24 protein-coding genes are annotated in these 22057 nt (G+C 45.1%); 18 read left to right on the top strand and 6 right to left on the bottom strand.

The features are described 5' to 3' along the window. Positions 1-166 precede the first annotated feature (166 nt). The 4 genes from NYE53_RS16175 to NYE53_RS16160 all read left to right on the top strand — a co-directional run bounded on the left by NYE53_RS16175 (position 167) and on the right by NYE53_RS16160 (position 5533). Positions 167-1468: a homoserine dehydrogenase gene (locus NYE53_RS16175; protein ID WP_014477878.1), complete on the top strand. Its 1302-nt coding sequence runs from the start codon at positions 167-169 to the stop codon at positions 1466-1468. Continuing rightward, on the top strand, positions 1468-2526 hold the full coding sequence (thrC, locus tag NYE53_RS16170) for a threonine synthase (protein WP_026113691.1): 1059 nt from the start codon (positions 1468-1470) through the stop codon (positions 2524-2526). Before NYE53_RS16175 ends, thrC begins: the two co-directional genes overlap by 1 nt. Then, positions 2523-3452, top strand: a complete 930-nt coding sequence (thrB, locus tag NYE53_RS16165; RefSeq protein ID WP_003228699.1) for a homoserine kinase — start codon at positions 2523-2525, stop codon at positions 3450-3452. The genes thrC and thrB overlap by 4 nt, the downstream gene beginning before the upstream one ends. A 107-nt stretch (positions 3453-3559) precedes the next feature. Continuing rightward, on the top strand, positions 3560-5533 hold the full coding sequence (locus NYE53_RS16160) for a S9 family peptidase (RefSeq protein ID WP_339245632.1): 1974 nt from the start codon (positions 3560-3562) through the stop codon (positions 5531-5533). A gap of 41 nt (positions 5534-5574) precedes the next feature. Here the strand turns inward: NYE53_RS16160 and NYE53_RS16155 are convergent, their stop codons facing one another. Further along, the gene (locus tag NYE53_RS16155) at positions 5575-5910 is read right to left on the bottom strand and encodes a NifU family protein (protein ID WP_010886606.1); all 336 of its coding nucleotides are present in this window, start codon (positions 5908-5910) and stop codon (positions 5575-5577) included. A gap of 99 nt (positions 5911-6009) precedes the next feature. Between NYE53_RS16155 and NYE53_RS16150 the strand changes: the two genes are divergently transcribed. Continuing rightward, complete coding sequence (locus NYE53_RS16150) at positions 6010-6336, top strand: YuzD family protein (protein ID WP_014477874.1); 327 nt, start codon at positions 6010-6012, stop codon at positions 6334-6336. A gap of 25 nt (positions 6337-6361) precedes the next feature. On the opposite strand, the gene NYE53_RS16145 is transcribed toward NYE53_RS16150, so the two are convergent. Then, positions 6362-7429 carry an NAD(P)/FAD-dependent oxidoreductase gene (locus tag NYE53_RS16145; RefSeq protein ID WP_251188297.1) on the bottom strand — a complete coding sequence of 356 codons (1068 nt, stop codon included), beginning with the start codon at positions 7427-7429 and terminating at the stop codon, positions 6362-6364. Between the two features lie 262 nt (positions 7430-7691). On the opposite strand from NYE53_RS16145, the gene NYE53_RS16140 reads away from it, so the two are divergent. From NYE53_RS16140 to paiB, 6 genes are all read left to right on the top strand, one after another. Beyond that, a complete protein-coding gene (locus NYE53_RS16140) occupies positions 7692-7928 on the top strand; it encodes a YuzB family protein (RefSeq protein ID WP_003222913.1) in 237 nt (78 codons plus the stop codon). A gap of 135 nt (positions 7929-8063) precedes the next feature. Next, entirely contained in the window at positions 8064-9278 is a 1215-nt protein-coding gene (locus NYE53_RS16135; RefSeq protein WP_339245630.1) for a NupC/NupG family nucleoside CNT transporter, read from the top strand. Between the two features lie 122 nt (positions 9279-9400). Continuing rightward, positions 9401-10255, top strand: coding sequence for a diaminopimelate epimerase (gene dapF, locus NYE53_RS16130; protein WP_163117223.1), 855 nt, complete (start codon positions 9401-9403; stop codon positions 10253-10255). Positions 10256-10331: 76 nt separating this feature from the next. Continuing rightward, positions 10332-10694 (top strand): iron-sulfur cluster assembly accessory protein, encoded by a 363-nt coding sequence (locus NYE53_RS16125; protein WP_339245628.1) that lies wholly within the window; start codon positions 10332-10334, stop codon positions 10692-10694. A 339-nt stretch (positions 10695-11033) separates the two neighbouring features. Next, positions 11034-11552 carry a spermidine/spermine N(1)-acetyltransferase gene (paiA, locus tag NYE53_RS16120; RefSeq protein WP_014477872.1) on the top strand — a complete coding sequence of 173 codons (519 nt, stop codon included), beginning with the start codon at positions 11034-11036 and terminating at the stop codon, positions 11550-11552. Between the two features lie 23 nt (positions 11553-11575). Then, positions 11576-12199 (top strand): protease synthase/sporulation negative transcriptional regulator PaiB, encoded by a 624-nt coding sequence (gene paiB / locus NYE53_RS16115; protein ID WP_339245627.1) that lies wholly within the window; start codon positions 11576-11578, stop codon positions 12197-12199. A 74-nt stretch (positions 12200-12273) separates the two neighbouring features. Here paiB and guaC read toward each other — a convergent pair whose 3' ends face one another. Next, on the bottom strand, positions 12274-13254 hold the full coding sequence (guaC, locus tag NYE53_RS16110; protein ID WP_339245625.1) for a GMP reductase: 981 nt from the start codon (positions 13252-13254) through the stop codon (positions 12274-12276). A gap of 278 nt (positions 13255-13532) precedes the next feature. Here guaC and NYE53_RS16105 point away from each other — a divergent pair, with 278 nt between their 5' ends. Continuing rightward, positions 13533-13673, top strand: a complete 141-nt coding sequence (locus NYE53_RS16105) for a hypothetical protein (RefSeq protein WP_003228723.1) — start codon at positions 13533-13535, stop codon at positions 13671-13673. A gap of 38 nt (positions 13674-13711) precedes the next feature. On the opposite strand, the gene yumC is transcribed toward NYE53_RS16105, so the two are convergent. After that, the gene (gene yumC / locus NYE53_RS16100) at positions 13712-14710 is read right to left on the bottom strand and encodes a ferredoxin--NADP reductase 2 (RefSeq protein ID WP_003220618.1); all 999 of its coding nucleotides are present in this window, start codon (positions 14708-14710) and stop codon (positions 13712-13714) included. Positions 14711-15041: 331 nt separating this feature from the next. Between yumC and NYE53_RS16095 the strand changes: the two genes are divergently transcribed. The 4 genes from NYE53_RS16095 (at position 15042) to spsC (ending at position 17711) form a co-directional block, all read left to right on the top strand. After that, positions 15042-16262 carry an NAD(P)/FAD-dependent oxidoreductase gene (locus tag NYE53_RS16095; protein WP_047183579.1) on the top strand — a complete coding sequence of 407 codons (1221 nt, stop codon included), beginning with the start codon at positions 15042-15044 and terminating at the stop codon, positions 16260-16262. Positions 16263-16434: 172 nt separating this feature from the next. Next, on the top strand, positions 16435-16578 hold the full coding sequence (locus NYE53_RS16090) for a YuiA family protein (protein ID WP_003243733.1): 144 nt from the start codon (positions 16435-16437) through the stop codon (positions 16576-16578). Positions 16579-16631: 53 nt separating this feature from the next. After that, complete coding sequence (locus tag NYE53_RS16085; protein WP_003243877.1) at positions 16632-16952, top strand: YuiB family protein; 321 nt, start codon at positions 16632-16634, stop codon at positions 16950-16952. A 114-nt stretch (positions 16953-17066) separates the two neighbouring features. Then, a complete protein-coding gene (gene spsC, locus NYE53_RS16080; RefSeq protein WP_163182295.1) occupies positions 17067-17711 on the top strand; it encodes a stationary phase survival protein SpsC in 645 nt (214 codons plus the stop codon). A 29-nt stretch (positions 17712-17740) separates the two neighbouring features. Here spsC and NYE53_RS16075 read toward each other — a convergent pair whose 3' ends face one another. Next, on the bottom strand, positions 17741-18217 hold the full coding sequence (locus tag NYE53_RS16075) for a divergent PAP2 family protein (protein ID WP_003228732.1): 477 nt from the start codon (positions 18215-18217) through the stop codon (positions 17741-17743). Positions 18218-18374: 157 nt separating this feature from the next. Here NYE53_RS16075 and NYE53_RS16070 point away from each other — a divergent pair, with 157 nt between their 5' ends. Both NYE53_RS16070 and NYE53_RS16065 read left to right on the top strand, forming a co-directional pair. Further along, complete coding sequence (locus NYE53_RS16070) at positions 18375-19877, top strand: leucyl aminopeptidase (protein ID WP_133954419.1); 1503 nt, start codon at positions 18375-18377, stop codon at positions 19875-19877. Positions 19878-20024: 147 nt separating this feature from the next. Further along, a complete protein-coding gene (locus tag NYE53_RS16065) occupies positions 20025-21353 on the top strand; it encodes a Na+/H+ antiporter family protein (protein WP_003228736.1) in 1329 nt (442 codons plus the stop codon). 68 nt (positions 21354-21421) lie between these two features. Here NYE53_RS16065 and NYE53_RS16060 read toward each other — a convergent pair whose 3' ends face one another. Then, on the bottom strand, positions 21422-22024 hold the full coding sequence (locus tag NYE53_RS16060) for a biotin transporter BioY (protein WP_339245619.1): 603 nt from the start codon (positions 22022-22024) through the stop codon (positions 21422-21424). Between the last annotated feature and the right edge of the window lie 33 nt (positions 22025-22057).

Here is a 22057-nt window from a genome sequence, read left to right as displayed (position 1 = left end):
GAATCTTGTCATATCAATGCGTTAAGCGTTTACATTCGCAAAATTCAGCCTAGTGCTGTCTTGTCAAAACAGGAGCGGGCTTATATAATGTTTGTAACTTATATGTCTGCGTTGAGTTAACAATTGTCCTTTTCAAGAGGACAATCAAAAGAAAGGTGGAGTTTTTTTGAAAGCGATTCGTGTAGGGCTTTTAGGTTTAGGTACCGTCGGAAGCGGTGTCGTTAAAATTATTCAAGACCATCAGGATAAGCTTATGCATCAGGTCGGCTGTCCGGTTACGATAAAAAAAGTGCTTGTAAAAGATATAGAGAAAAAGAGAGAAGTAGATTTGCCGAAGGAAGTGCTCACGACAGAAGTGTATGATGTCATTGATGATCCAGATGTTGATGTCGTCATCGAGGTGATCGGCGGCGTTGAACAGACAAAACAATATTTGGTCGACGCGCTGAGATCGAAAAAGCATGTTGTCACAGCAAACAAGGACTTAATGGCTGTGTACGGCTCCGAGCTGCTTGCCGAAGCGAAGGAAAATGGATGCGATATCTACTTTGAAGCCAGTGTTGCCGGCGGGATTCCGATTCTGCGCACGTTAGAGGAAGGCCTCTCATCAGATCGAATTACAAAAATGATGGGAATTGTGAACGGCACAACAAACTTTATCTTAACAAAAATGATCAAAGAGAAAAGCCCATACGAGGAAGTGCTCAAGGAAGCGCAGGATCTCGGTTTTGCCGAAGCTGATCCGACTTCTGACGTGGAAGGGCTTGACGCCGCACGGAAAATGGCGATATTGGCGCGCCTCGGCTTCTCGATGAACGTGGATCTGGAAGATGTCAAAGTAAAGGGAATCTCCCAAATTACAGACGAGGACATCAGCTTCAGCAAACGCCTCGGCTATACAATGAAGCTGATCGGGATTGCTCAGCGTGACGGCAGCAAAATCGAGGTCAGCGTACAGCCGACACTGCTTCCTGACCATCATCCGCTTTCTGCTGTTCATAATGAGTTTAACGCTGTTTATGTATACGGCGAGGCTGTCGGTGAGACGATGTTCTACGGGCCGGGAGCCGGAAGCATGCCGACAGCGACATCCGTTGTTTCTGACCTCGTCGCTGTCATGAAAAATATGCGCCTCGGTGTAACCGGCAACAGCTTTGTCGGACCGCAATATGAGAAAAACATGAAATCGCCGTCTGACATTTATGCACAGCAGTTTTTAAGAATTCATGTAAAAGATGAGGTTGGTTCATTCTCGAAAATTACATCTGTGTTCTCAGAGCGGGGCGTGAGCTTTGAAAAAATCCTTCAGCTGCCAATTAAAGGCCATGATGAGTTAGCTGAAATCGTAATTGTCACACATCATACATCAGAAGCTGATTTCAGTGATATCCTGCAAAACCTAAATGATTTGGAAGTCGTTCAAGAAGTCAAAAGCACATATCGTGTAGAAGGGAACGGTTGGAGCTAATGTGGAAAGGACTTATCCATCAATATAAAGAATTTTTACCTGTAACAGATCAAACACCGGCGCTAACTTTACATGAAGGAAACACACCTCTTATTCACCTGCCGAAGCTGTCTGAGCAGCTCGGAATTGAGCTTCATGTCAAAACGGAAGGCGTCAATCCTACGGGATCATTTAAAGATCGCGGTATGGTTATGGCTGTGGCCAAGGCAAAAGAAGAAGGCAATGACACGATTATGTGCGCGTCAACAGGTAACACTTCCGCTGCTGCGGCAGCATATGCAGCCCGTGCTAACATGAAATGCATTGTCATCATCCCGAACGGAAAAATTGCATTTGGAAAACTCGCTCAAGCTGTCATGTACGGAGCCGAGATTATCGCAATTGACGGAAACTTTGACGATGCGCTTAAAATTGTCCGTTCCATCTGTGAGAAATCACCGATTGCCCTTGTCAATTCAGTCAACCCTTACCGCATTGAAGGCCAAAAAACTGCTGCCTTCGAAGTGTGTGAACAGCTGGGGCAAGCGCCGGATGTTTTAGCGATCCCGGTCGGAAACGCGGGAAACATCACTGCGTACTGGAAGGGCTTCAAGGAATATCATGAGAAAAACGGCACAGGCCTTCCGAAAATGCGCGGCTTTGAAGCTGAGGGTGCGGCGGCAATCGTGCGCAATGAAGTGATTGAAAATCCTGAAACAATAGCGACAGCCATTCGTATCGGAAACCCGGCAAGCTGGGACAAAGCTGTAAAGGCAGCCGAGGAATCCAATGGGAAAATTGACGAAGTCACTGATGATGAAATCCTTCACGCATATCAGCTGATCGCCCGTGTAGAAGGCGTGTTTGCAGAACCAGGTTCTTGCGCGTCTATCGCAGGAGTGCTGAAACAGGTGAAATCCGGAGAAATTCCGAAAGGCAGCAAGGTCGTAGCTGTGTTAACAGGAAACGGACTGAAAGATCCGAACACAGCGGTCGACATTTCAGAAATCAAGCCCGTCACATTGCCGACTGATGAAGACAGCATCCTTGAATATGTAAAAGGAGCGGCCCGTGTATGAACGAAGCCGACATGCTGTTCTCTGTCACTGTTCCCGGAAGCACAGCTAACCTAGGCCCCGGCTTTGATTCAGTCGGAATGGCGCTCAGCAGATATTTGAAGCTGACCGTCTTTGAAAGCGACAAATGGTCTTTTGAGGCTGAAACAGAAACAGTCGCCGGAATTCCGGCGGGTACAGATAACCTGATCTATCAAGTGGCTAAACGGACCGCAGATTTGTACGGAAAAGAAATGCCTCCTGTCCATGTGAAGGTGTGGAGCGACATCCCGCTTGCACGCGGCCTTGGCAGCAGCGCCGCGGCGATTGTAGCGGCCATTGAACTGGCTGATGAATTATGCGGCTTAAAGCTGTCTGAAGCGGACAAGCTGCATTTAGCCAGTCTAGAAGAAGGACACCCGGACAATGCTGGCGCTTCTCTCGTCGGCGGACTTGTGATCGGCCTGCATGAGGATGACGAGACCCAAATGATCCGCGTCCCGAATGCTGACATTGACGTAGTCGTTGTCATTCCTTTTTACGAAGTGCTGACAAGAGACGCGAGAGACGTGCTTCCGAAGGAGTTTCCATATGCCGATGCCGTAAAAGCAAGTGCTGTCAGCAATATCCTCATTGCTGCGATCATGTCTAAGGACTGGCCGCTTGTCGGGAAAATCATGAAGAAGGATATGTTCCATCAGCCGTACCGGGCGATGCTTGTGCCTGAGCTGTCAAAAGTAGAGCACGTCGCCGAGATGAAGGGCGCATATGGAACGGCTCTCAGCGGAGCAGGCCCAACGATTCTCGTCATGACCGAAAAAGGAAAGGGAGAAGAGCTAAAAGAACAGCTCGCGCTTCATTTCCCTCATTGTGAAGTAGACGCTTTGACCGTTCCGAAAGAGGGAAGTATAATAGAGCGAAATCCTTTATATCAAGTAAAAAGTGTATAGATCATGCCAAGCGTTCCTCAGCGTCAGCGGAGGGCGCTTTTTTTTGCTGGAGATAAAGGAGTTTTTATTTAGAAAAACGAAATACATGTAAAAAGGAGGAGATGAATATGAAAAAGCTGATAACCGCAGACGACATCACAGCGATTGTCTCTGTGACCGATCCTCAATACGCCCCAGACGGCACCCGTGCCGCATATGTAAAATCACAAGTAAATCAAGAGAAAGATTCGTATACATCAAATATATGGATCTATGAAACGAAAACGGGTGGATCTGTTCCTTGGACACATGGAGAAAAGCGAAGCACCGACCCAAGATGGTCTCCGGACGGGCGCACGCTTGCCTTTATTTCTGATCGAGAAGGCGATGCGGCCCAGCTGTATATGATGAGCGCTGAAGGCGGAGAAGCGAGAAAACTGACTGATATCCCGTATGGCGTGTCAAAGCCAATATGGTCCCCGGATGGCGAATCGATTCTGGTCACTGTCAGTTTGGGAGAGGGAGAAAGCATTGATGACCGAGAAAAAACAGAGCAGGACAGCTATGAACCTGTTGAAGTGCAAAGCCTCTCCTACAAACGGGACGGCAAAGGGCTGACGAGAGGCGCGTATGCCCAGCTTGTGCTTGTCAGCGTAAAGTCGGGTGAGATGAAGGAGCTGACAAGTCACAAAGCTGATCATGGTGATCCTGCTTTTTCTCCTGACGGCAAATGGCTTGTTTTCTCAGCTAATTTAACTGAAACAGATGATGCCAGCAAGCCTCATGATGTTTACATAATGTCATTGGAGTCTGGAGATCTTAAGCAAGTTACACCTCATCGCGGCTCATTCGGATCAAGTTCATTTTCACCAGACGGAAGGTATCTTGCTTTCCTTGGAAATGAAAAGGAATATCAGAATGCAACGCTCTCAAAGGCGTGGCTCTATGATATCGAACAAGGCCGCCTCACATGTCTGACTGAGATGCTGGACGTTCATTTAGCGGATGCGCTGATTGGAGATTCATTGATCGGTGGTGCTGAACAGCGCCCGATTTGGACAAAGGACAGCCAAGGGTTTTATGTCATCGGCACAGATCAAGGCAGTACGGGCATCTATTATATTTCGATTGAAGGCCTTGTGTATCCAGTTCGTCTGGAAAAAGAGTACATCAATAGCTTTTCTCTTTCACCTGATGAACAGCACTTTATTGCCAGTGTGACAAAGCCGGACAGACCGAGTGAGCTTTACAGTATCCCGCTTGGACAGGAAGAGAAACAGCTGACTGGCGCGAATGACAAGTTTGTCAGTGAGCATATGATATCAATACCTGAAGAGATTCAATATGCTACAGAAGACGGCGTGACGGTGAACGGCTGGCTGATGAAGCCTGCACAAATGGAAGGTGAGACAACATATCCACTTATTCTCAACATACACGGCGGTCCGCATATGATGTACGGACATACATATTTTCATGAGTTTCAGGTGCTGGCGGCAAAAGGATACGCGGTCGTTTATATCAATCCGAGAGGAAGCCACGGCTACGGGCAGGAATTTGTGAATGCGGTCAGAGGAGATTATGGAGGAAAGGATTATGACGATGTGATGAAAGCTGTGGATGAGGCTATCAAGCGAGATCCGCATATTGATCCTAAGCGGCTTGGTGTCACGGGCGGAAGCTACGGAGGTTTTATGACCAACTGGATCGTCGGACAGACAAACCGCTTTAAAGCTGCCGTCACCCAGCGCTCGATTTCAAACTGGATCAGCTTTCACGGCGTCAGTGATATCGGCTATTTCTTTACAGACTGGCAGCTTGAGCATGACATGTTTGAGGACACAGAAAAGCTCTGGGACCGGTCTCCTTTAAAATACACAGCAAACGTGGAGACACCGCTTTTGATACTGCATGGCGAGCGGGATGACCGATGCCCGATCGAGCAGGCGGAGCAGCTGTTTATCGCTCTGAAAAAAATGGGCAAGGAAACCATGCTTGTCCGTTTTCCGAATGCATCGCACAATTTGTCACGCACCGGACACCCAAGACAGCGGATCAAGCGCCTGAATTATATCAGCTCATGGTTTGATCAACATCTCTAATAAAAAAGCCAGGCTGATCAAATATCAGCCTGGCTGCTTTATTAAAAGACTTGTTCTACTTCAACGACACCCGGCACTTCTTCTAGAAGAGCGCGCTCAATTCCGGCTTTCAGCGTAATTGTTGAACTTGGGCAGCTGCCGCATGCGCCTAGAAGACGAAGCTTAACGATACCTTCATCTACGTCTACAAGCTCACAGTCACCGCCGTCACGAAGTAAAAACGGACGAAGTTTGTCCAGTACTTCCTGCACCTGTTCTTTCATTTCAACTTCAGTCATGACATTCGCTCCTTTCGTCGTCATAAAACCATTATATTCAGTGTAACAATAAAAATCTATTGTTTGGTTTGCAAAGTTGCTTTCCCTATTATAGCACATTCAGACTTCAACACAAAAACGGTTTTTTTCTATAAAAACGCCCTTTGGCTCTGTATACTTAAAAGAAAGGACTTACATAGGAGAAGGGGGCGTTTACAAGTGATGAAACCAGTCATGCTCAGCGTGTACGGGGCAGAAACCGTTTGTGCGAGCTGTGTCAATATGCCGACAGCCAAGGATACATACGAGTGGCTTGAGGCTGCGCTGAAAAGAAAATATCCAAATCAGCCTTTTGAGATGCAGTACATCGATATTTATGAGCCGCCTGACAATGAACATGCGAAAGAGCTTGCGGAAAAAATCAGAAATGACGAGTATTTTTATCCGCTTGTGCTCGTAGAAGACAAAATTGTCGGTGAAGGCAATCCGAAATTAAAAGACGTTTATGAGGAAATGGAGAAGCATGGGTATACAGAAAACCGCTGACTTGATCAGCGGTTCTTCTCTATCATTAACCGTTATGGTGTTTATACATCCACAGCAAGCCGGATTTCAGCATACGCGGAACACGGCCGATCAGCGGACGGTCAGCAACAAGCCCGAAGCCGGCTTTTTTTCCGAGTGAACCGAGGACGCCTTTCAGCTTAAACTGAGGCATTGATTCAGGCAGGGCTTCTCCATTCCAGCGTTTTTGCAAGATTTGGACAATCTGCTCTGCTTGAGCCTCTGCCAGCTGGGCGCTCGGTGCATGAGGAAGGCTGGCGCAATCGCCGACAACGTACAGATGTTCATCACCTGGAAGATTGTGATGAGGCGTTAATACAATACGCCCTTGTGCGTCCTTCTCCACATCTAAGTCTCTGACGACTTTGTTTGGCTGAATGCCGGCTGTCCACACAATGGCGTCTGCAGAAATCGGATCATCGTGGTTATACACAACGCCTTCTTCTACTTTTGTGATATTTGCCCTGTTAATAATGCGGACACCGTGCTCTTCGAACCATTTTTGCACATATTTGCTTAAACGCTCGGGAAAGCTTGATAAAATGAGATTACCGCGGTCGAACAAAATAATGTTCAGGTCATCACGGCTTTCTCTCAATTCACTTGCAAGCTCAACGCCGCTTAAGCCCGCTCCGACAATGGAAACGGTGGCATTAGCGCTTAGATTATTCAGCTTTTGGTAGGTTTCGCGGGACTGATCGATGGTTTGAATACTGTAGGTGAATTCAGGCGCTCCCGGCACGTTGTGATATTTATCCTCACAGCCGAGCCCGATTACGGCGTCATCGTAAGAAATCGGTTCACGATCTTGGAACAGCACTTGTTTTTGTACAATATCAATTGATGTGATATCACCGTATTGGACATCCAGGCGAGGGTGCTCTGGGAATGACACTCTGATATGATGGTCAGAAATTGTGCCTGCGGCAAGGGCATAATATTCTGTTTTCAAGCAGTGATAAGGATTTCTGTCAATTAACGTGATTGAAACATCATCAGGCAGCTGGTTTGGCAATAAGCGATGAAGAACACGCATGTTCCCGTAACCTCCGCCGATCAAGACCAATTTTTTCATTTGAATTCCCCTTTAATCCGAAGAGTATGATAGACACATTGAAGAAAATACGAACTATGTAAAATAACATCTAGAATTATATCGAATTTGATCTAAAATCACAATAATAGTTTCAAAATAACCTACAATTTAGCCTGAAAACATAAATTAGTAAAACGTTATTTGAGAAATAATATGTTACGATAATAAATTTTGTATCATCCTTTGTCTTTGACGAATAGTGAAAAATTCGCGATAATGGACATATGTGAGGTGAAACCGCATGAATCCAATGATTGAATTTTGTGTCAGCAATCTGGCTCACGGCTCTCAGGAAGCCCGGGCGATTTTGGAGAAGGATCCCAACCTTGATGTCCTTGAATATGGCTGCTTAAGCTACTGCGGGACATGCATGGAATCGCTTTTCGCTCTGGTAAACGGAGAAGTCGTCATGGGTGAAACGCCTGCTGAGCTTGTTGAGAATATATATACCTTTATTGAAGAAAATCCAATGTTTTAAAGAAAAGGGCCTGGACGGGCCCTTTTTTATTTTGTCGTACAAAAGAACTAAAAAATGTGTAGACATCAAAAAATATTATTGTTATCGTATAAAAGATATTTTTTTAAATAAAATTTAAGAGGTGTACGAGTATTCATGAATGTTCTGTGGGGGCTGCTGGGCGCAGTTGCGATCATTGCTATCGCGTTTTTATTTTCAGAAAAGAAAAGCAATATTAAGATAAGAACCGTCATCGTTGGTTTATGCACACAGGTGGCGTTTGGATACATCGTGTTGAAATGGGAAGCGGGACGCGCTGTTTTTTTATGGTTTTCAAGCCGTGTACAGCTTCTGATTGACTATGCGAATGAAGGCATCAGTTTTATTTTTGGACCGCTTCTAAAGGTCGGAGACAGTCCGGCATTTGCATTAAGTGTACTGCCCGTTATCATTTTCTTCTCAGCACTGATTGCAGTTTTATATCATTTGAAAATCATGCAGCTCGTTTTCCGTGTCATTGGCGGCGGATTGTCGAAGCTCCTTGGAACAAGCAAAACGGAATCTCTGGCGGCTGCTGCCAATATTTTTGTAGGACAATCAGAATCTCCGTTAGTGATCAAACCCCTGATTGTCGGGCTGACACGCTCTGAGTTGTTTACGATTATGACGAGCGGTCTATCGGCAGTAGCGGGATCTACCTTGTTTGGGTACGCGCTTCTCGGCATTCCGATTGAATACTTGCTGGCGGCCAGCTTTATGGCTGCTCCAGCTGGACTAGTCTTTGGTAAATTGATTATACCCGAAACGGAAAAAACGCAAACCGTAAAAAGCGATTTCAAAATGGATGAAGGCGAAGGCGCAGCCAATGTCATTGACGCAGCTGCAAAGGGAGCGTCAACAGGACTGCAAATTGCGTTAAACGTTGGGGCGATGCTGCTTGCGTTTGTTGCGTTAATCGCTGTAGTAAACGGTATTCTCGGCGGGGCTTTCGGCTTGTTCGGTTTAAAAGGCGTAACATTAGAATCCATTCTCGGCTATGTGTTTTCTCCTATCGCCTTTTTGATTGGCGTGCCTTGGCATGAAGCATTGCAGGCGGGAAGCTATATCGGCCAGAAATTGGTGCTGAATGAGTTTGTCGCTTATTCTAACTTCGGTCCGCACATCGGCGAGTTTTCTAAGAAAACTGCTACCATTATCAGTTTCGCGTTATGCGGATTCGCCAATTTTTCATCAATTGCGATTATGCTTGGTACGCTGGGCGGATTAGCGCCCAGCCGCCGTTCAGATATCGCGCGTCTCGGCCTGAAGGCTGTTCTTGCAGGAACGTTAGCCAATCTGCTCAGCGCAGCCATTGCCGGCATGTTTATATAAACGATAAAAGCTCCTTGCGTCAGTGCAAGGAGCTTTTATGTATGAAAAACGGGGGATAATTGTATTGTGTCCGCTTATAATAGCTTTTATACTAAGAAAAAGAAAAAAAGTTGGAGGCACCTATGAACTCATTTCGATTTACCAAAATGCACGGCCTGGGAAACAGTTATATTTATGTGAATCAATTTGAAGAACAGCTTCCAGAAGAAAAACTGTCAGAGATTGCAATTCAGGTTTCTTCTGTTTATACAGGGATCGGATCCGACGGAATGATCCTGATATGCCCATCAGACCAAGCGCCTGTCAAAATGCGGATTTTTAATAATGACGGGTCTGAAGGGAAAAACTGCGGCAACGGCCTGCGCTGCGTCGCAAAATACGCATATGAGCATAAGCTGGTTGAGGAAACATCTTTTCTGATTGAAACTCTCTCCGGGCTTGTAACTGCGGAGGTTCAAGTCGAAAACGGAAAAGTGAATGTGGTCACTGTCGATATGGGCGAACCGCGCTTGACAAAATCCGAGCTTCCGATGCTTGACGGCGGGGAAGAGCACACAATCAATGAAACGATGGCATTTGGTGAAGTAGAACTAACAGGCACTGCCGTTTCAATGGGAAATCCGCATATCGTTTTTCCGATCGCAGACATTGAACAGGCACCCTTAACGACACTGGGGCCGGTGATTGAGAAAGATCCGAGATTTCCGGAAGGCATCAATGTGGAATTCGTTGAAACCGTGAATGAACAAGAATTGCATTTCCGCGTCTGGGAACGGGGATCAGGGATTACTCAGGCATGCGGGACAGGAGCATGTGCAGCGGCAGTCGCATCTGTATTAAACGGCGTATCAAAGCGAAATCAAGACATCACGGTGCATTTAGCAGGCGGGGATTTGGTGATAAACTGGAAAGATAACGGCCATGTAATGATGACAGGGCCGGCTGAAACCGTTTGTGAGGGTGTCTATTTCTTGTAAAACACCTTGTTTGAGAATTGGAACGATCATGTTTATAATAAAAGACAGCAACCGGTTTTTAAAAGGAGGTTCAATGATGAGCAACCCGATAACAATTACAGAAGCAGCAGCTTTGCATATAAAAGATATGATGAAAGAGCATGAAGAAGAAAACGCGTTTCTGCGTGTAGGCGTCAAAGGCGGCGGCTGCAGCGGACTTTCTTACGGCATGGGCTTTGAGCATGAAAAGAGTGAATCAGACAGTGTGTTTGATCAGCAAGGCATCACTGTTCTAGTTGACAAAGAAAGCCTTGACATCATGAACGGCACCGTGATTGATTATAAACAATCCATGCTCGGCGGCGGCTTCACCATCGACAATCCAAACGCCATCGCTTCATGCGGCTGCGGTTCTTCGTTTAGAACAGCAACGAATGCAGGCAAGCCTGAAGAGTGCTAAGCACCAAAAACGGATAGCAACTATTACTGACGCTTTTCTTAGCGATAAATCATCGTTAAGGGAGGCGTTTTTATTATGGGGAAATGATGCAGAGAGTTCCGGGAACTTCGGCAAGAGAAACGCTGCTTTGTTGTTTGATTTTTGTTGTAAATACAGCAAAGTTACGTTATATTTAATGCGGAGTATATTTTATTGCATTTACAACAAAATCGACGATAGGGAGTTGATGATGAAGAAGATTTTTGGAATGGTAACAAGGTCAGTATCTGTTCTGTGTTTAACTATATTAAAAAGGGACCAAGACAATTGAATTTTAAATAAAGGGGCTGAATCCGAACAATGAGTGTAAAAATGAAAAAATGCAGCCGGGAAGATTTACAAACACTCCAACAATTGAGTATTGAAACATTCAATGACACTTTTAAAGAACAGAACTCACCTGAAAATATGAAAGCCTATTTAGAAAGCGCATTTAACACTGAGCAGCTGGAAAAAGAGTTATCCAATATGTCTTCGCAATTCTTTTTTGTTTACTTTGATCATGAAATCGCTGGATATGTAAAGGTCAATATCGATGATGCTCAGTCTGAAGAAATGGGTGCTGAATCACTTGAAATCGAGAGGATTTATATAAAGAACAGCTTTCAAAAACATGGGCTTGGCAAACATCTGCTGAATAAAGCGATAGAAATTGCGCTGGAACGTAATAAAAAGAACATTTGGCTAGGCGTGTGGGAAAAAAATGAAAATGCCATTGCCTTTTATAAGAAAATGGGGTTTGTTCAGACCGGCGCCCACTCTTTTTATATGGGTGATGAAGAGCAAACGGATTTAATCATGGCTAAAACACTCATATAGTATTTTTCGAAGGGTGGATGATGATGTATATTCCAAAATATTTTAAAGTCACAAATGCTGAAGACATTTGGAATTTTGTACAAGAAAACTCCTTTGGTACGATTGTCACAACAGAACAAGGAAAACCAATTGCCACACATTTGCCGTTAGGATTCAATAAAAAAGACGATCATTACTATATTACGGGGCATTTCGCTTATGGAAATCCTCAGTGGAGAACGTTTGAAGCCTGTGAAGATGTGCTTGTGATGTTTCAGGGACCGCACGCTTATATTTCTTCTTCCTGGTATTCGCGTGAAAATGTTCCGACGTGGAATTATCAGGCTGTCCACATGTATGGAAAAGCAAGTATGTTAGAGAAAGAAGAATTAGCAGAAGAATTAACAATCATGCTGGAGAAATACGAAAAACATCGTGACAATCCTGTTTTATGGGATAAGCTTTCTCCAAAACTCTTAGAACGTGAATTGAAAGGTATCGTTGGATTTAAGATTAAGGTGGAAGACATTCAAGCGGCATATAAATTAAGCCAGAACCGAAATGAAACGGATTATATGAACATCATTGAACAGTTGCAAAATGAAGAAAATCCAAATGCAAAACAAATGGCAGAACTGATGGAAGATAAATTCAAAAAGCAAATCTAAGCTTACTTTGCTGAAGAAGTAGCAGAAAACGCCAACTCAAGCGGAGAACCGCTGACTTGGCGTTTTTTTTATGATTAATATTTATCCCCATTAAAAATGGAATTCTTCACAATCACATAATCCACATTGCGGATGGCGTCAAGCTTTGTTCCGCCTGCATAAGAAATAGAAGATTGAAGATCCTGCTCCATTTCAATCAGTGTATCCTTGATTGAGCCTTTATGCGCCACGTGCATTTTTTTGCCTTCGACATTTTTCTTTTCGCCTTTTTGGAATTCAGAGGCTGAGCCGAAGTACTCTTTGTAAAGCTTTCCGTCTTTTTCGATCGTTCGGCCTGGCGATTCTTCGTGTCCGGCAAATAGTGAACCGATCATGACCATCGTTGCGCCGAATCGGATTGATTTTGCGATGTCGCCATGGGTGCGGATGCCGCCATCCGCGATAATCGGTTTGCTGGCAGCCTTGGCACACCAGCGCAGCGCTGCTAATTGCCAGCCGCCTGTGCCGAAGCCGGTTTTGATTTTCGTAATACATACTTTTCCCGGTCCGATGCCGACTTTAGTGGCATCCGCTCCCGCATTTTCAAGCTCTCTGACTGCTTCCGGCGTTCCGACGTTGCCAGCAATAACAAAGCTGTCTGGCAAATGTTTTTTAAGGTGCTGGATCATTTCAATGACAGCATTTGAGTGCCCGTGAGCAATGTCAATTGTCACGTATTCAGGAGTCAGATTTTCTTCTGCCAGCTGGCGGACAAATTCATACTCCTCCTCTTTGACGCCCACGCTGATAGAAGAGAATAACCCGCGTGCGTTCATATCTTTAATAAAATTAATCCGTGTCTCAGGCTCAAATCGGTGCATCACATAAAAGTAGCCATTTTCGGCTAATGAAATCGCTAGTTTTTCATCTATAATCGTCTGCATATTGGCAGGGACGACGGGTAATTTAAATGTACGTCCGCCTAAACGTACGGATGTATCACATTCTGAACGCCTATTTACAATGCATTTTGCAGGAATTAGCTGAATATCTTCGTAATCAAATACGTTTTCCATGGTTTTCACTCCTAAAAACGAATATTTAAAAGTATAATATATGAAATGTTCGCCTTCTATAATGTACTCTGTTTTATTTAGGATGTCAAACATTATGATTTGCTGGCAGGTGTGGTGCAAGTGCCGAAGCTTGTCATGCAGGGTGAGTTTAGGTATCATAGTTTTAACGAATGGTCTTAGAGAGCGGATCAAAACGCGAATGATATACGTTCAGCAAAGCTTGGTCGTTCAGCACCAGGCTTTCTTTATGGCATGGACATGGGAAAGGAGCGAATAAGATGGCCCAAAACGAAGAAAAAACACCGAAGTCCCAAAAGATTCAGGACCGCATTATTATGGCAATGATCTGGGTAGTCGCAGCCCTTGTGATTGCGCTGGTTGTAGGAACTGCATTGAATTATATAAATATCTTCAAATAAAAAAGGAGCTGTGTCGCAGACACAAGCTCCCTTTTTTATTATTTATTTTCAAAAAGACTTGTTGAGTGAAGAGGCTGTACACGGGCTTTCGGGTCCATGTAAGCCTTGGCGTTGTTCACTGCTGTCGGTGCCTCACCGAAGCCGCTGGCAATCAGGTTGACTTTTCCTTCGTATGTACAAATGTCACCTGCTGCAAAGAAGCCTTCGATATTTGTTTCCATTGTTGATTTTACGACAATGGAATTTTTCTCGATGTCCAGACCCCAGTTTTTGATCGGTCCAAGAGATGAAACGAAACCGTAGTTGACGATTAAGTCATCAATTTCTAAAATCTCTTTGCGGTCGCCTTTCACTTCTTCAAGCACAAGCTGTTCAATTTTGTCTTCGCCGATCAGCTCCGCAGGGACGAATGGTGTCAGGACATTAACCTTCGACGCATGAAGGTTTTCCACACTGTGCTCGTGCGCACGGAACTTGTCACGGCGGTGAATGATCGATACTTCTTTTGCGATCGGCTCAAGCATAAGCGCCCAGTCAACCGCGGAATCTCCACCGCCAAGGATCGCAACGCGTCTGCCGGCAAATTTTTGCAGATCATCAACGAAGTAATGGAGGTTTTTGCCTTCATACTGCTCGGCATTTTCAAGTTCCAGCTTTCTCGGTTTGAATGCGCCGTTTCCTGCAGTGATGATGACCGTTTTAGAGTAGTGGGTTTCTTCATTTGTTACAAGCTTAAACACGCCGTCCGCTTGTTTCTCAACAGATTCAACCGCTTGCTCCAGACAAATGGTTTGGTCGAATTTCGCCATTTGCTCTTTTAGGTTATTGATAAGCTCTTGCGCACGGATTTTCGGGAATCCCGCTACATCATATATATACTTCTCAGGGTATAGGGCGCTAAGCTGTCCGCCGAGCTGAGGCAGGCTTTCGATAATTTTGACGCTTGCCTGTCTCATCCCGCCGTAAAAAGCGGTGAATAAGCCGACCGGTCCCCCGCCTATAATTGTAATATCATAAACCTTTGTATCCTCTCGCATACGAAAATTGCCTCCTAAATGAAAATTGTTATTAATTATACCATATTGCCGTTCAAATTGACGAGTCAGCAGAAAAAATCGTAAGGATCTAACGTGCCCATCCGTTCTTGAAAATATTTCCGCAGGCCGCTACGATAATAACCAAATGAAATGATCTTTTTCTGAATGTTTCTTGGGCCAGCCGGATAAACATGATAATAGTGCTATGGGTAAGGACTTCACAAAAAACTTTTCAATATATTTCATAAAATCCCGCCAATAAGCTGAAGCTAACACAAATGATGATTTTATTATGGGTCTAACAAAAGCAAAAAAAGAGAAGGTGGATGTGATGGCATTGAATAAGCCCAAAATCGTGATTTTAGGTGCAGGATATGGCGGATTGATGACGGTGACGAGGCTGACGAAATATGTCGGTCCGAATGATGCTGAAATTACGCTTGTAAATAAACACAATTATCATTATGAAACGACATGGATGCATGAAGCGAGCGCGGGTACGCTCCATCATGACCGCTGCCGTTATCAGATAAAAGATGTAATCAACCAGTCACGGGTGAATTTTGTACAGGATACCGTAAAGGCAATCAAAATTGATGAGAAAAAAGTTGTGCTTGCGAATGGAGAGCTGCAGTACGATTATTTAGTCATCGGGCTCGGCGCCGTGCCTGAAACGTTCGGCATTAAAGGCTTAAAAGAATATGCGTTTCCGATTGCTAACATCAACACGTCGCGCCTGCTGCGGGAACATATTGAGCTTCAGTTTGCGACTTACAATACGGAAGCGGAAAAACGGCCGGACAGGTTAACGATCGTTGTTGGCGGTGCCGGATTTACGGGAATTGAATTTCTTGGCGAGCTGGCGGCTCGCGTGCCGGAGCTCTGTAAGGAATATGACGTTGACAGAAGTCTTGTCCGCATTATTTGTGTGGAAGCAGCGCCGACCGTTTTGCCGGGCTTTGATCCGGAACTTGTTGATTACGCCGTACATTATCTTGAGGAAAACGGAGTTGAGTTCAAGATCGGCACGGCTGTACAAGAATGCACACCGGAAGGAGTCAGAGTCGGCAAAAAAGATGAGGAACCAGAGCAGATCAAATCGCAAACCGTTGTATGGGCAGCAGGTGTCCGCGGCCATCCGATTGTGGAGGAAGCCGGTTTTGAGAATATGCGCGGCCGGGTCAAAGTCAACCCTGATCTCCGCGCCCCGGGACATGACAATGTCTTTATTCTCGGCGACAGCTCGCTGTTTATGAATGAAGATACAGAGCGCCCGTATCCGCCGACTGCGCAAATTGCAATGCAGCAGGGCATAACGGTCGCTAAAAATCTTGGCAGGCTTATTAAAGGCGGAGAGCTTGAGGAATTTAAGCCGGACATTAAGGGAACAGTGGCTTCTCTTGGCGAGCATAACGCGGTTGGGGTTGTTTATGGCAGAAAGCTGAAAGGCACGCCCGCTTCGTTTATGAAAAAAGTCATTGATAACCGCTCACTGTTTATGATTGGCGGACTCGGACTGACACTGAAAAAAGGCAAGTTCAAGTTTTTCTAAAAACCCGCGGAAGCGGGTTTTCTTTATTAAAAAACGCCAAAATAAAAAGAGAACGAGAGGAAAACAAGTATGTTTCCGCTTACATCAAAAGATTTGTCACATGATCTGACTTTATTGTTGACAGTCTGATATGTTATATTATCAGAAAATTGAGAAAAAGGGTGATGGTTAGATGAAAACTGCAACGACAACCGCTTCACATGCATGCCCATTTTGTTCAGGAAAAGGATATTTTCAATTGATTCTCGGCGGTTCAGAGACTTGTCCGTCTTGCCAGGGGACAGGAAAAGACAGTCATTCTTTTTCCAGCCGTTGACTTTATTTCAGCCCCCGCGTTACACTAAAAACAACGCAGGGGGGTGGAATAGGTTGATTAGTCTGCCAGTCGTAATCATCTCAATTGTTTTGTTTTTTGTCTTGTTTTTTGGAATCGGTTTCTTATTAAACATGCTGCTGAGAATGTCTTGGATTATGGCTGTGATTTATCCGATTGTATGCCTTTTCATTATCAGCAAAGAAAAGCTGATCAGCTATGTCCAGTCGCCGGGAGAATCCTTTGCCAGCCTGTTTCATCGTGTCTTATCATTAGCGGCTGCCGATGTGCTGATTTTAGTCAGCGGTTTGGCCGGCGCCATCGTGTCCGGTATAGCGATCAACATGCTCAGAAAAAGAGGATATCAAATGTTTTAAATGCCGCTTTCTTCTAAAGAAAGCTTTTTTTATGCGTTCAGCTCATTCATCATTTTGAATAATGCTCTCTCCACTTGGGAACAATGATTCGGAGGAGAGGTGAATGATGTGAATATGATCAGACGTTTGCTGATGACCTGTTTATTTCTGCTTGCATTTGGCACGACATTTTTATCAGTGTCAGGAATTGAAGCGAAGGACTTGTCAAAATGGGTGCAGGAACATCAGGAAAAGCACTTGAAGCATGCAGGACTGACATTAAAAGCATTGCAGCAGAAACAAACACAAACCACGTCCGCGGCTGAGGATAAAACAAAACCGTTAGAAGAGGCATTTGATTGGGATGAATATCCAGTCCAAAGAGTAACAGCAACAGGCTACACAGCAGGAGCTGAGTCGACGGGCAAAAATCCCGGTGATCCATTATACGGGCTTACATATTCAGGTGTGAAAGTGAAAAGGGATTTATATTCCACGGTTGCTGCTGACCCGTCCGTTTTCCCGATCGGAACAATTTTATTCATTCCGAACTACGGTCTCGGAGTTGTGGCCGACACAGGATCAGCTATTAAGGGAAACCGCCTTGATCTGTACTATGAGACAGTCAAAGATGTATACAATGAATGGGGCAAAAAAACCCTTGATGTATATGTGATTAAAAAGGGAACGGGAAAGATTACGGAGGATGAGCTTGAGAAGCTCAATGAAACAAAATCTTTGCAAGTGTTCAGAAATCAATATAAAACTGTGAAAGAATAAAACGCTCCAGCGAAAGCAGGAGCGTTTTTTTACATGAAAAAGTAAGCGAGTGCCAATGTCAGTAAAATACCTGTTAGTCCTCCGAAAAAGACTTCGATCGGCTGATGTCCGAGAAGCTCTTTCAGCTTTTTTTGCTTTTCTTTCTCTGCAGCCTTAGGGAAGTCCTTCGCTTCATTTACGAAACGGTTAAAATCAATGACAAGCTTATTAATGACTGTTGCCTGCTCACCGGCGTGACGTCTGACGCCAGTTGCGTCAAACATGGTGATGACGGCGAAAATGGCGGAAACCGCAAAGAGTGAGGAGTCTAATCCATGCTCCAAGGCTACGCCTGTTGAAAGTGCAGTGACCGCTGCGGAGTGAGAGCTGGGCATGCCGCCTGTGCTTGTGACCAGCGACCAGTCCAGTTTTCTGGACACGATAAACTGTATGGGCACTTTGATGACCTGAGCAAAAATAATTGCGGCCAGGCTTGATAATAAAGGAAAATTCGTTAAAAGTTCCATCGGCGACATCCTTTCTATTTGAAAAATCCTTCGTGTTTCAAAAGAAAAAAGCAAGTCTTAGACTGTTGTTTGTTAAAATAAGTATAGTGGAAAGAATGTTTTTCCTATTATACCATTGTTCATTACAAATACCCATTACGTTAGGAGTGTAAGCCTCATGTTTTATGCGGTTCAACAATCAGAGCATACAGAAACCCTTGTGGTCGGGCTTTTTCAAAAAAGCCAGCTGACAGGAAAAGCGTTGGAAATTGATGAAATGCTCGAAGGCCATCTGACACAGCTTTTAAAAGAGGGTGATGTCTCTGCGAAACCGAATCAAGTATCAAAAGTATTCCCTCCATCTTCTGCGGGTATGAAACGGATTTATTTCGTTGGTCTGGGGAGAGAAGCAAATTATTCGTTTGAACAGGCGAAGGAACGTTTTGCTCATGTTTTTCAAGCCATTCATAAAGATCGAAAACAAGAAACTGCTGTCCTGCTTGATACGTTTATTTCGGAAGACGTGCCTCCAGCCGATGCCGCTCATGCTTTAGCTGAGAGCTGCCTGCTTGCTTCCTATGAGGTGCAGGATTATAAGCACAAATCAAATGAGCCTGACAAACAAATTGAAGCCGTGTATGTTGTAACAGATGAAGATACACAGGAAGTGCAGGCGGGGCTTCGCGTCGGCCAGGCATACGGACAAGGGACAAATTCGGCTAGAACGCTTGTGAATATGCCGGGAAACATGCTGACAGCGACTGACCTTGCTTCGTATGCTGAAGAGCTTGCGGCGAAATATGATTTTGAGTGTGAAATATTGGAGAAATCAGAGATGGAAGAGCTCGGTATGGGCGGAATACTTGCGGTAAACCAAGGCTCCACCGAACCGCCGAAAATGATTGTGTTGAAATACCAGGGCAAAAAGGAATGGGAAAACGTCGTTGGACTAGTCGGGAAAGGAATTACCTTTGACACAGGCGGCTACTCCATTAAAACGAAATCTGGAATTGTCGGCATGAAATCAGATATGGGAGGAGCAGCTGCGGTTCTCGGTGCTATGGAAACGATCGGAGAGCTTCGTCCTGAGCAAAACGTGCTGGCCGTTATTCCATCAACCGATAATATGATCTCCGGCGGGGCCATGAAGCCGGATGACGTGATCGTATCTTTAAGCGGAAAAACAATAGAAATCCTTAATACGGATGCTGAAGGAAGGCTAGTGCTTGCAGATGGCATTACATACGCGAAACAGCATGGCGCGTCAGTTCTTGTCGATGTAGCTACGCTTACCGGCGGCGTCGTTGTGGCATTAGGAACAGAAACAACCGGTGCAATGACAAATGATCAAAGCTTTTACCAGCAGGTAGCTGATGCTGCACAAGAGTGCGGAGAGGCGATCTGGCAGCTGCCGATAACAGAGAAGGATAAAAAACGCGTGAAAAGCAGCCAAATGGCGGATCTCAACAATTCACCGGGACGCGAGGGACATGCGATTATGGCAGGAACGTTTCTTGGTGAATTCGCTGAGTCAACACCTTGGGTTCACCTTGATATTGCAGGCACAGCGACTGCCAATAAAGCTACCTGCTTCGGGCCGTCCGGGGCTACCGGCGTTATGGCAAGAACACTGGCTACACTTGCGGAGCGATTTACATTGGAAGAAGATAAAAACGAGTAATGAAAAATCCCTGCTGTTATGATGCGGCAGGGATTTTTTTCTTCTGGAATCTTTAGTTGACTAAAGTGGATCGGTTATGATACGATACGTTCGTACTTTATTTATCTACTACATTAGCAAACTAAAGGATTTTGGAGGGGTATCATCATGAATGCAGTCGTCATCGCAGTCCTGCTTATGCTTGTATTAAGCCTGCTGCGTGTCAATATTGTTATCGCATTAATTATAGGCGCCTTGGCCGGCGGGTTAACTGGCGGGCTCGGTCTTGGCGAAACGGTTAAAGCTTTCACAGACGGTCTCGGCGGAAATGCCACCGTTGCAGTCAGCTATGCCATGCTTGGCGCGTTTGCCGCCGCTTTGACGAAAACGGGTCTTCCGGACGCAATGGTGGAAGCCTCTGTTAAATTAATCGGAAATAAAGAAGATTCTCGAAAAAAAGCACTGTCTAAGGTGCTGATTGTGCTGATTATTTTAATTGTATCTTGTTTTTCGCAAAACGTCGTTCCGGTTCACATCGCGTTTATCCCGGTGCTGATTCCGCCGCTTTTGAAAATCTTTAATGAACTTGAAATGGACCGCCGTCTGATCGCGTGTGTAATTACATTTGGCTTAACGGCTCCTTATATTTTGCTTCCGGTCGGTTTCGGCCAAATCTTCCAGGGAATGCTGAAGGACAATATGGCGGATGCCGGATTAAACGTTCCGCTTGCTGATATTCCGTACGCACTGATTATTCCAGTTGCAGGTATGGTTGTAGGCCTTATTTTATCAGTGATCGTATACCGTAAACCGAAACAATATGAAACAAAAGACATTTCAGGTGCAGAAGCATCGCCATATACGAGAAAAAGTATTGGTATCGCGGTTCTAGCCATTGTTGTGTCACTCGGCGTCCAGCTTTACTTATCTCAGACTTTGGGAGTAGAAGGAATGATTATGGGGGCGCTCGCTGGTCTGATTGTTCTGTTTGTCAGCGGTGTGATGAAGCGTGATGAAGCGGACTCACTGATTACTGATGGAATGGTTTTAATGGCCTTTATCGGCTTTGTCATGCTTGTTGCAGCCGGGTTTTCAAACGTATTAACGAAAACCGGAGATGTCGAGTCACTGGTCAAAACGTCAGCCGGTTTTATCGGACACAGTCAGTCCTTGGGCGCATTGCTGATGCTCATTGTCGGCTTATTAATTACAATGGGAATCGGATCTTCTTTTGCGACGATTCCTGTTATCACAACCATCTTTGTGCCTCTATGCATGCAGCTAGGATTCAGCCCGATGGCAACGATTGCGATTATCGGAGCTGCTGCTGCCCTCGGCGATGCCGGTTCACCTGCCAGTGACAGTACGCTTGGGCCGACTTCAGGTTTGAGTGCGGACGGCCAGCATCACCACATTTGGGATACTTGTGTGCCGACATTTATATTTTATAATATTCCGCTTGTCATCTTTGGCTGGATTGCAGCACTTGTTTTATAGGAAAAAGGCTCCCCTTTACTGGGGAGCCTTTTCTCGTTATGATAAAAAACCGTCCATTAGAACGGTTTTTACGTAGATGATATGTGATTTCTGTTAAAGCCGGTTGCTTTATGAATAGAGCGGTAGATTGCTGGTGCAATAAACGACAGTATCACAGCCAGCGCTGTGTCTTTTACCATAAACCAAATCATAAAGCCCCAAGCCGTGCCGTAGCTCACTGGCGTATGAATCCACAGCTTCAGTGCAAGATACATATAGGTAGTGCCGATGAGATACATGATCGCCGTTCCGATAAGTGAAGCAATGAGAAATCGAATTTTACTTGGCTGCATTTTGCGTTCTAAAAACCATCCCGCTCCAAATGCTGCCGGGATGTATGAGATAATAAACCCGCCGCTTTTCCCTGCAAACGGTGCGAAGCCTGCTGAAAATTGAGCAAACACAGGTGCTCCGGCCAATCCCACAAGTGCATATACAATCATAGCAATCGCTGCTCGTTTGCTGCCAAGAAGCAAAGCTGCCAAGAGACAGAAAAACGGCTGCATCGAAAGCGGAATGCCGGCTACTTGTAAAAAGGGTGCTACTGATGTAATGTTGGCCCCGACAGCCATAAGTGCGGCGAACATGCCAATCAGCGCCATATCTCCCGCACGAAGTTTACGTTGTTTCATCGTTGTTCCCCCTTAGGTTGACATACACAATCA

Source organism: Bacillus sp. FSL R5-0523 (assembly GCF_037975295.1).
Lineage (GTDB): Bacteria > Bacillota > Bacilli > Bacillales > Bacillaceae > Bacillus > Bacillus subtilis.
The sequence above is the reverse complement of the archived record's forward strand: the minus strand, read 5'-3'. Positions and strand labels throughout refer to the sequence as shown.

Coding starts and splice junctions, on each gene's coding strand:
- thrC (WP_026113691.1), top strand. CDS start 1,468: ATGTGGAAAGGACTTATCCATCAATATAAAGAATTTTTACCTGTAACA.
- thrB (WP_003228699.1), top strand. CDS start 2,523: ATGAACGAAGCCGACATGCTGTTCTCTGTCACTGTTCCCGGAAGCACA.
- NYE53_RS16160 (WP_339245632.1), top strand. CDS start 3,560: ATGAAAAAGCTGATAACCGCAGACGACATCACAGCGATTGTCTCTGTG.
- NYE53_RS16155 (WP_010886606.1), bottom strand. CDS start 5,910: ATGTGCTATAATAGGGAAAGCAACTTTGCAAACCAAACAATAGATTTT.
- NYE53_RS16145 (WP_251188297.1), bottom strand. CDS start 7,429: ATGAAAAAATTGGTCTTGATCGGCGGAGGTTACGGGAACATGCGTGTT.
- NYE53_RS16140 (WP_003222913.1), top strand. CDS start 7,692: ATGAATCCAATGATTGAATTTTGTGTCAGCAATCTGGCTCACGGCTCT.
- NYE53_RS16135 (WP_339245630.1), top strand. CDS start 8,064: ATGAATGTTCTGTGGGGGCTGCTGGGCGCAGTTGCGATCATTGCTATC.
- dapF (WP_163117223.1), top strand. CDS start 9,401: ATGAACTCATTTCGATTTACCAAAATGCACGGCCTGGGAAACAGTTAT.
- NYE53_RS16125 (WP_339245628.1), top strand. CDS start 10,332: ATGAGCAACCCGATAACAATTACAGAAGCAGCAGCTTTGCATATAAAA.
- paiA (WP_014477872.1), top strand. CDS start 11,034: ATGAGTGTAAAAATGAAAAAATGCAGCCGGGAAGATTTACAAACACTC.
- paiB (WP_339245627.1), top strand. CDS start 11,576: ATGTATATTCCAAAATATTTTAAAGTCACAAATGCTGAAGACATTTGG.
- guaC (WP_339245625.1), bottom strand. CDS start 13,254: ATGGAAAACGTATTTGATTACGAAGATATTCAGCTAATTCCTGCAAAA.
- NYE53_RS16105 (WP_003228723.1), top strand. CDS start 13,533: ATGGCCCAAAACGAAGAAAAAACACCGAAGTCCCAAAAGATTCAGGAC.
- yumC (WP_003220618.1), bottom strand. CDS start 14,710: ATGCGAGAGGATACAAAGGTTTATGATATTACAATTATAGGCGGGGGA.
- NYE53_RS16095 (WP_047183579.1), top strand. CDS start 15,042: ATGGCATTGAATAAGCCCAAAATCGTGATTTTAGGTGCAGGATATGGC.
- NYE53_RS16090 (WP_003243733.1), top strand. CDS start 16,435: ATGAAAACTGCAACGACAACCGCTTCACATGCATGCCCATTTTGTTCA.
- spsC (WP_163182295.1), top strand. CDS start 17,067: ATGATCAGACGTTTGCTGATGACCTGTTTATTTCTGCTTGCATTTGGC.
- NYE53_RS16075 (WP_003228732.1), bottom strand. CDS start 18,217: ATGGAACTTTTAACGAATTTTCCTTTATTATCAAGCCTGGCCGCAATT.
- NYE53_RS16070 (WP_133954419.1), top strand. CDS start 18,375: ATGTTTTATGCGGTTCAACAATCAGAGCATACAGAAACCCTTGTGGTC.
- NYE53_RS16065 (WP_003228736.1), top strand. CDS start 20,025: ATGAATGCAGTCGTCATCGCAGTCCTGCTTATGCTTGTATTAAGCCTG.
- NYE53_RS16060 (WP_339245619.1), bottom strand. CDS start 22,024: ATGAAACAACGTAAACTTCGTGCGGGAGATATGGCGCTGATTGGCATG.